Here is a 6,169-nt window from a genome sequence, read left to right as displayed (position 1 = left end):
GTGCTTGAGTGATTCATCGTGGGGAATCACGAACGGCTTCGACAGGAGAATGGGTCCGGTGCGGTTGAGATCTGTCCCGTTGGGTGTCGTTACGCTCCTCGGCCTCCTCGTCGTCGTCATTGCCCTGACGGCATCGGCCCGATCCTTTGCCGCGCCATCGGCCGTTCCCGCCTGGCTGCAGGCCCACGTCGGCAACGCCGACGGCCAGATTTCACAAGTGGTGCTGGAGCGGGCGCGCTCGCTTTACCTGCAGAAAGTGGCGCAGGGCGCCGTCCGGAACCCCTGCTATTTCGCCATGGACGCCACCCGTCCCGGCGATCTCGGCAATGGCGTGCTGGGACGCCGCTACTATGTCGTGTGCGAAGCCAGCCAGTCGTTTCGCGCGATTTCGGCGGGCCATGGCGGCGGCCGGAACCTGAAAGGCACCGTGAACTTTTCGAACGGCAGGCGCTGCGCCAAGAACTTCGGCAACGCCATGGATTCGGAACTGACCGCCGGCGGCGCCTACATGACCCGCGAAGCGAAAACCTCGTTCAAGGGCTTTTATCGCACCGGCGCGAAACAGGACGTGGCTTTCCAGCGCACTTTCATCCAGTTCGACGGCGAAGGCGAGGCCGCCAACGCCAGGCAGCGCGTGATCGGCGGCCACGCGGCGCAGGTGCTGCGCACCATGTGCATGCGCAAGACCCCGAACAGCGCCTATGCCGACCACGACGGCATGGTGCCGTTCGGCAAGCTGGTGGACTATGCCGGCGGCCGCAGCAATGGCTGCACCAGTTGGTCCCCGGCCGATGCCAGGCAACTCATCTCGATGGTGAAGGACAATCCGACGACGCTCTACATCTACCCGGAATCGCGCGACATCGCCGCCATTGCGAGCGGCCATTCCGCTTCAGGCACCTACTGGAACGCATCCTGCCTGAAGGAGATCGGTACGCCGAAATTCTGGCCGCGAAAAACCCTCGAGCCTGTCATCGCCCAATATAAGCAGGATCATCCCGCACCACCTGCGCAGCCACTGCCGATCTGCAAGGAGCCGTGAGACGGTACCCACGGCGCCCTGCACCGGCTTAGTGCAGGAAATCGAGCACGGCCTTCATGAACTCAGCGGGGTATTCCACGTTCGACAAGTGGACCGCGGGCAGCACGACGAGCTTCGCGCCGGGCACCGCGGCCGCGATCAGCTCGCTATGGCTCGCCGCCGTCACCGTGTCGTGCTCGCCGGCGATCACCAGCGTCGGCCGGGAGATCAGCGCGATGGTGCGGCGAAGATCGGCATCACGAACCGCCGCGAACAGGCCGGCCAGGCCTTGCCGGTCGATCGCAAGCAGCATAGCGCGGAATTCCTCAATGACGGGTTCGTTGGCCGCCACCATGTCCGCCGGGAACCAGTTGTTGAGAAACACTTCGGCCGTTTCCGACATGTCCGGCGCCTGCCGCACGACGGCAATCCGCTCGTCGAAATAACTTGCTGGCGAAAGGTGAGACGAGGTGTTGCTCAGAATCAGCCGGTCGATCCGCTCGGGCGCATGAACGCCAAGCCACTGCCCGACGAAACCGCCGAGCGACAGGCCGAGAAAATGCACGCGCCCGAGGCCGAGCGCATCGATGAGTTCGATCACGTCGCGGCCAAGCCGGTCGAGGGAATAGGCGCCGACTGGCGCGCTCGACCCGCCATGACCACGAAAGTCGTAGCGCAGAACGCGGAAATGCCTGGACAGTTCGCCGACCTGCCCATCCCACATATGCAGCGTGGTGGCGATGGAGTTGGACAGCACCAGCACCGGCTTTCCGGCGTCGCCGTCGAAGCGATAGGCGATGCGCGTGCCGTCGCCGACAGTCACGAAATTCAGCTCGCTCATGTTGAAGATCCTCTTGGAACGTTGAATGAGGCAAAGCGTAGCCGTGGTCGGGCTTTAGTGATATTACAAAGATAGGACAATCTCTGTAATCAAAGCTGACATGGCCGAGTTCACCTTGCACGATCTTCAGTGCTTCGAAGCCGTGATCCGCACCGGCGGCTTTCAGCCGGCCGCGGCCATGCTGCACCGCTCGCACCCGGCGGTGTTCGCCGCTGTCGCCAAGCTCGAACGGCAGCTCGATCTGGTTCTTCTTGACCGCAGCGGCTATCGCGTTCGTGCGACGGAAGCGGGGCTGTCGTTCCAGCGGCGCGCGCAGCAGCTGCTGCGCGAACTGGACGGCCTGCGCGTCCATGCCGCCCAGCTTTCGATGGGCGAGGAAAGCGAAATCCATGTCGTGATCGGCGACCTCTGCCCGCGCCCGCGGGTGCTGGGCATGCTCGGACGGTTCTTCGCCCAATGCCCCGGCACCCGGCTGCATCTCCATTTCGAAGCCGTCGGCGGCCCGTCGGAGCGTCTTTTCGACGACAAAGCCGATCTGATCCTGCACTGGATCGACAAGGGCGACGCACGGATCGAATGGATCGACCTCAGCAAGGTGCCCTTCATTCCCGTGGTGGCGCCGGGCTTCCTGCCCGAGTGCATCGAACGACCGATCACACTGGAGAAGATGCAGGCATTCACCCAATGCGTGATGCGCGACACCGCCCTGCATTCACCACGACAGGACTACTTCGTGGTCGAAGGCGCGCCGCAATGTCTGGTCCCCGATCAAGCCATGAAGAAGGAAATCATCCTCCAAGGCCTCGGCTGGGGCCACCTGCCGCATTTCCTGATCGCGGAAGAGCTGCGCGACGGGCAGCTCCTGTCCATTGCCGGCAGTCATCTGCCGGGCCGCACCGACGACTTGGTCGTGGCGCGCCGCCGCGACCGGCCGCACGGGCCGGTCGCCCACCGTCTGTGGAACCATATCCAGCAGGAAGCGCCGGCTTTGCGCCGTGCGTTGGAGCCTGGGAAATCAACCCAATAGCAAGCTACGGCTTTGCCGTGAGTGGCCGTGTTGGACGCCTGCCGACGCGCGGGTAAAAGCCCTACTGCAGCAGCCCCTTGACGATGCCGCTTGCCTTGCCGAAATCCATCTGGCCGGCATATTTCTGCTTGAGCGCGGCGATCACCTTGCCCATGTCCTTCTGGCTGGCCGCACCGGTGGCGGCAATCGCCTCGCGCGCCGCCGCCGTGACCGCCGCATCGTCAAGCTGCGTCGGCAGGAAGCCGCGGATGATCTCCATCTCGCCGCGCTCCTGAGCCGCCAGTTCCGGCCGCTTGCCGTCCTCGAAGGCCTTGGCCGATTCCTCGCGCTGCTTCACCATCTTGGCCAGGATCTGCAGGATTTCCTCGTCGCTGGCAGGGTCCTTGCCGGCACCGCGATTGGCGATGTCGCGATCGTGGATGGCGGCCTGGATCAGCCGCAATGTCGGCAGCCGGTGCTTGTCCTGCGCCTTCATCGCGGTCTTCAGGGATTCGGCGATTTTCGCGCGCATTGATCTCTCTCCTTCGGTCGGCGCGGACAATAGCGCCGGGGACAGGCCAACGCAAACCCTCATATGCCAGGGCAAGCCTATGATATTCCTCAATGAAATAAATCGCGGCGGCGTTTCGCATGATCATTGACCGCCCTGCCCCCTTCCCCTATGTACTGGGCCTTGCATGAACTGAAGCTTGACTGCGTGGAGGCTGCGAAATCGCTGCTTCGCGCCCTTTGCCGCGCAGATGGCCCGCCGGGCTCGTTGCAGCGCGGCCTGATAGGAGTGCCGCCATGGCCGAGATGACGCCCGCGCTGACCCCACCCTGGGCCACTGAAAAGCCGACCGCCCTTCTGGTGCTGGCAGACGGCACCGTCATCGAGGGTCGCGGCCTCGGCGCCACCGGCTCGGCGGTGGCCGAAGTCTGCTTCAACACGGCACTCACCGGCTACCAGGAAATCCTCACCGACCCTTCCTATGCCGGCCAGATCGTCACCTTCACCTTCCCGCATATCGGCAACATCGGCACCAATGGCGAGGACATCGAAGACCTCAACCCGGCCGCCCGCGCCGGCGCCGTCGGCGCCGTGTTCAAGGCCAATGTCACCAACCCGTCCAATTACCGCGCCGCCGGCGATCTCGATCAATGGCTGAAGAAGCGCGGCATCGTCGCGCTCTCGGGCATCGACACCCGCGCGCTCACCGCGCTGATCCGCGAAAAAGGCATGGCCAACGCCGTCATCGCGCACGCGCCCGACGGCGTCTTCGACCTCGCCGACCTGAAGCGGCGCGCCGCCGCATGGTCGGGCCTGATCGGGCTCGATCTCGCCAAGGAGGTCACGTCGGGCCAGTCCTCGGTCTGGCGCGAGACGCCCTGGGTCTGGAACGAAGGCTTTGGCGAGCAGGACGAGCCTTCGTTGCACGTCGTGGCCATCGACTACGGCGTCAAGCGCAACATATTGCGCCTGCTCGCCGGCCTCGGCGCCAAGGTGACGGTGGTTCCGGCCAGCACCGGTTCGGAGGAAATCCTCGCCATGCAGCCCGACGGCATCTTCCTCTCCAATGGCCCCGGCGATCCGGAAGCCACGGGCGACTATGCCGTGCCGGTCATCCAGGACCTGCTCAAGACCGACATCCCCGTGTTCGGCATCTGCCTCGGCCATCAGATGCTGGCGCTGGCGCTGGGCGGTAAGACCGCCAAGATGCATCAGGGCCATCACGGCGCCAACCACCCGGTCAAGGATCACACAACCGGCAAGGTCGAGATCGTCTCGATGAACCATGGCTTTGCCGTCGATGCCGACTCGCTGCCCGCGGGTGTCGAGGAAACCCATGTCTCGCTGTTCGACGGCTCGAATTGCGGCATCGCGCTCACCGGCCGTCCGGTATTTTCCGTCCAGCACCACCCCGAGGCTTCGCCCGGCCCGCAGGATTCGCACTATCTGTTCCGCCGCTTCGTCAACCTGATCCGCCAGAAGCGCGGTGAGGAATTGCTGGCCGAGCGGGCCTGATCCCGCAAAATCGGCGGCTGCGATAATATCGCTTAACAAAGAGCGATATTTATGCGATATTTGTACTCGTGAAGACGATCGTTCTTTCGGCACCGGCGGCTCGCGATCTCGACAACCTGCCGGCTGATGTCCGCGAGCAGGTTTCCGAGGGTTTGATCGCTTACGCGGCCAGCGGCCGTGGAGATGTAAAGCGCCTTTCCGGCAGGGACGGCTATAGGCTCCGGATTGGCCGCTACCGCGTCATATTCGATGAAGATCGCACCACGATCCTTGCGATCTATATCGGCAAGCGTGAAACGACGACCTACAGCAGGCCATGGGACAGGACATCATGAACGCCCCTCAAATCATAAGGACCTCGACCGGCGAAGAACTGGTCGTTATCCCGAAGGCGGATTACGAGGCATTGCTGCATGCGGCCGAAGAAGCCCAGGAAGACGCTGCGGATGTGGCTATCTACGATGAGCGGAAGTCTGAGTTCAAAGCTGAAAAGGCCCTGCCCGCCGAGGTGACCATGGATATTTTGCGAGGTTCCAGCCGCCTCAAGGCGCTGCGCAACTGGCGCAAGCTGACGCAAGCCGACCTGGCGCGGACCATTGGGGTCAGTCAGGGCTTCCTGTCGGACATTGAATCCAATCGCCGCAAACCCTCCGCGCAAACCAGCACGATGCTGGCAAAGGCGTTGGATGTCCCCGGCGAATGGATTGAAGCCTGATCCCCAACCTCACGCCACCGGCCGGCCTTCGCTGGCTTCCAGGATAGTGAACCATTGCTGGCGGTCGAGCACGATATTCAGTGCTTTGGCCATGGAAGCCAGACGTTCCGGCTTCATCGAACCGAGCACCGGCGTCCGGGCGCACGCCACCATCCAGCAGGCGCCACGCGCCAAAGACCAGGCGCGACAGCGACAGCCCGTCACTGGTCAGCGCGATGCGGCCGTCATGGCTCATGCCTGTGCTCCGTCTTCAGCCACATCGGCGGCGGCGTTTCCGATTGTCGCCGGTCTCGTCACCTTGGTGACGAAGACGATGACCGCCAGCACCAGGAAGCACGCGCCGACCAGATAGGGCGCGCCGCCGAAGGTGACGGGCGCGCTGGGTCCGGTGAACCAGGAAAAGATCGCGGTATAGAGCAGCGGCGTGATGATCGAGGTGATCGAGAAGATCGAGGTCATCGCGCCCTGCAGCTCGCCTTGTGCCGAAGGCGGCACCTTGGCGGCGGCGAGGCTTCTCAGCGGCGGATCGGCCAGCGCCTCCAGGCAACCGACGACGATCAC

General features: G+C 63.8%; 7 protein-coding genes and 1 pseudogene. 5 read left to right on the top strand and 3 right to left on the bottom strand.

What is annotated here, in order from left to right; all coding sequences use genetic code 11:
• Positions 1-58: 58 nt before the first annotated feature.
• Positions 59-1,042 carry a hypothetical protein gene (locus EOA36_RS23935; protein WP_127279696.1) on the top strand — a complete coding sequence of 328 codons (984 nt, stop codon included), beginning with the start codon at positions 59-61 and terminating at the stop codon, positions 1,040-1,042.
• A 28-nt stretch (positions 1,043-1,070) separates the two neighbouring features.
• Here EOA36_RS23935 and EOA36_RS23930 read toward each other — a convergent pair whose 3' ends face one another.
• Entirely contained in the window at positions 1,071-1,862 is a 792-nt protein-coding gene (locus EOA36_RS23930) for an alpha/beta fold hydrolase (protein WP_127279695.1), read from the bottom strand.
• 100 nt (positions 1,863-1,962) lie between these two features.
• On the opposite strand from EOA36_RS23930, the gene EOA36_RS23925 reads away from it, so the two are divergent.
• On the top strand, positions 1,963-2,889 hold the full coding sequence (locus EOA36_RS23925) for a LysR family transcriptional regulator (protein WP_127279694.1): 927 nt from the start codon (positions 1,963-1,965) through the stop codon (positions 2,887-2,889).
• Positions 2,890-2,950: 61 nt separating this feature from the next.
• On the opposite strand, the gene EOA36_RS23920 is transcribed toward EOA36_RS23925, so the two are convergent.
• Entirely contained in the window at positions 2,951-3,400 is a 450-nt protein-coding gene (locus tag EOA36_RS23920; protein WP_127279693.1) for a GatB/YqeY domain-containing protein, read from the bottom strand.
• 275 nt (positions 3,401-3,675) lie between these two features.
• On the opposite strand from EOA36_RS23920, the gene carA reads away from it, so the two are divergent.
• The 3 genes from carA (at position 3,676) to EOA36_RS23905 (ending at position 5,608) form a co-directional block, all read left to right on the top strand.
• Positions 3,676-4,893: a glutamine-hydrolyzing carbamoyl-phosphate synthase small subunit gene (gene carA / locus EOA36_RS23915; RefSeq protein WP_127279692.1), complete on the top strand. Its 1,218-nt coding sequence runs from the start codon at positions 3,676-3,678 to the stop codon at positions 4,891-4,893.
• Between the two features lie 68 nt (positions 4,894-4,961).
• Complete coding sequence (locus tag EOA36_RS23910; protein ID WP_127279691.1) at positions 4,962-5,228, top strand: type II toxin-antitoxin system RelE/ParE family toxin; 267 nt, start codon at positions 4,962-4,964, stop codon at positions 5,226-5,228.
• Positions 5,210-5,608, top strand: a complete 399-nt coding sequence (locus tag EOA36_RS23905) for a helix-turn-helix transcriptional regulator (protein ID WP_245464452.1) — start codon at positions 5,210-5,212, stop codon at positions 5,606-5,608. Before EOA36_RS23910 ends, EOA36_RS23905 begins: the two co-directional genes overlap by 19 nt.
• Positions 5,609-5,839: 231 nt before the next feature.
• On the opposite strand, the pseudogene EOA36_RS23895 reads toward EOA36_RS23905, so the two are convergent.
• A pseudogene (locus EOA36_RS23895) lies at positions 5,840-6,169 on the bottom strand (tetracycline resistance MFS efflux pump); the annotation flags it as partial.

This window comes from Mesorhizobium sp. M8A.F.Ca.ET.021.01.1.1 (assembly GCF_003998025.1).
Classification (GTDB): domain Bacteria; phylum Pseudomonadota; class Alphaproteobacteria; order Rhizobiales; family Rhizobiaceae; genus Mesorhizobium.
This window is presented reverse-complemented; position numbering and strand designations above follow the sequence as displayed.

Coding starts and splice junctions, on each gene's coding strand:
- EOA36_RS23905 (WP_245464452.1), top strand. CDS start 5,210: ATGGGACAGGACATCATGAACGCCCCTCAAATCATAAGGACCTCGACC.
- carA (WP_127279692.1), top strand. CDS start 3,676: ATGGCCGAGATGACGCCCGCGCTGACCCCACCCTGGGCCACTGAAAAG.
- EOA36_RS23930 (WP_127279695.1), bottom strand. CDS start 1,862: ATGAGCGAGCTGAATTTCGTGACTGTCGGCGACGGCACGCGCATCGCC.
- EOA36_RS23925 (WP_127279694.1), top strand. CDS start 1,963: ATGGCCGAGTTCACCTTGCACGATCTTCAGTGCTTCGAAGCCGTGATC.
- EOA36_RS23920 (WP_127279693.1), bottom strand. CDS start 3,400: ATGCGCGCGAAAATCGCCGAATCCCTGAAGACCGCGATGAAGGCGCAG.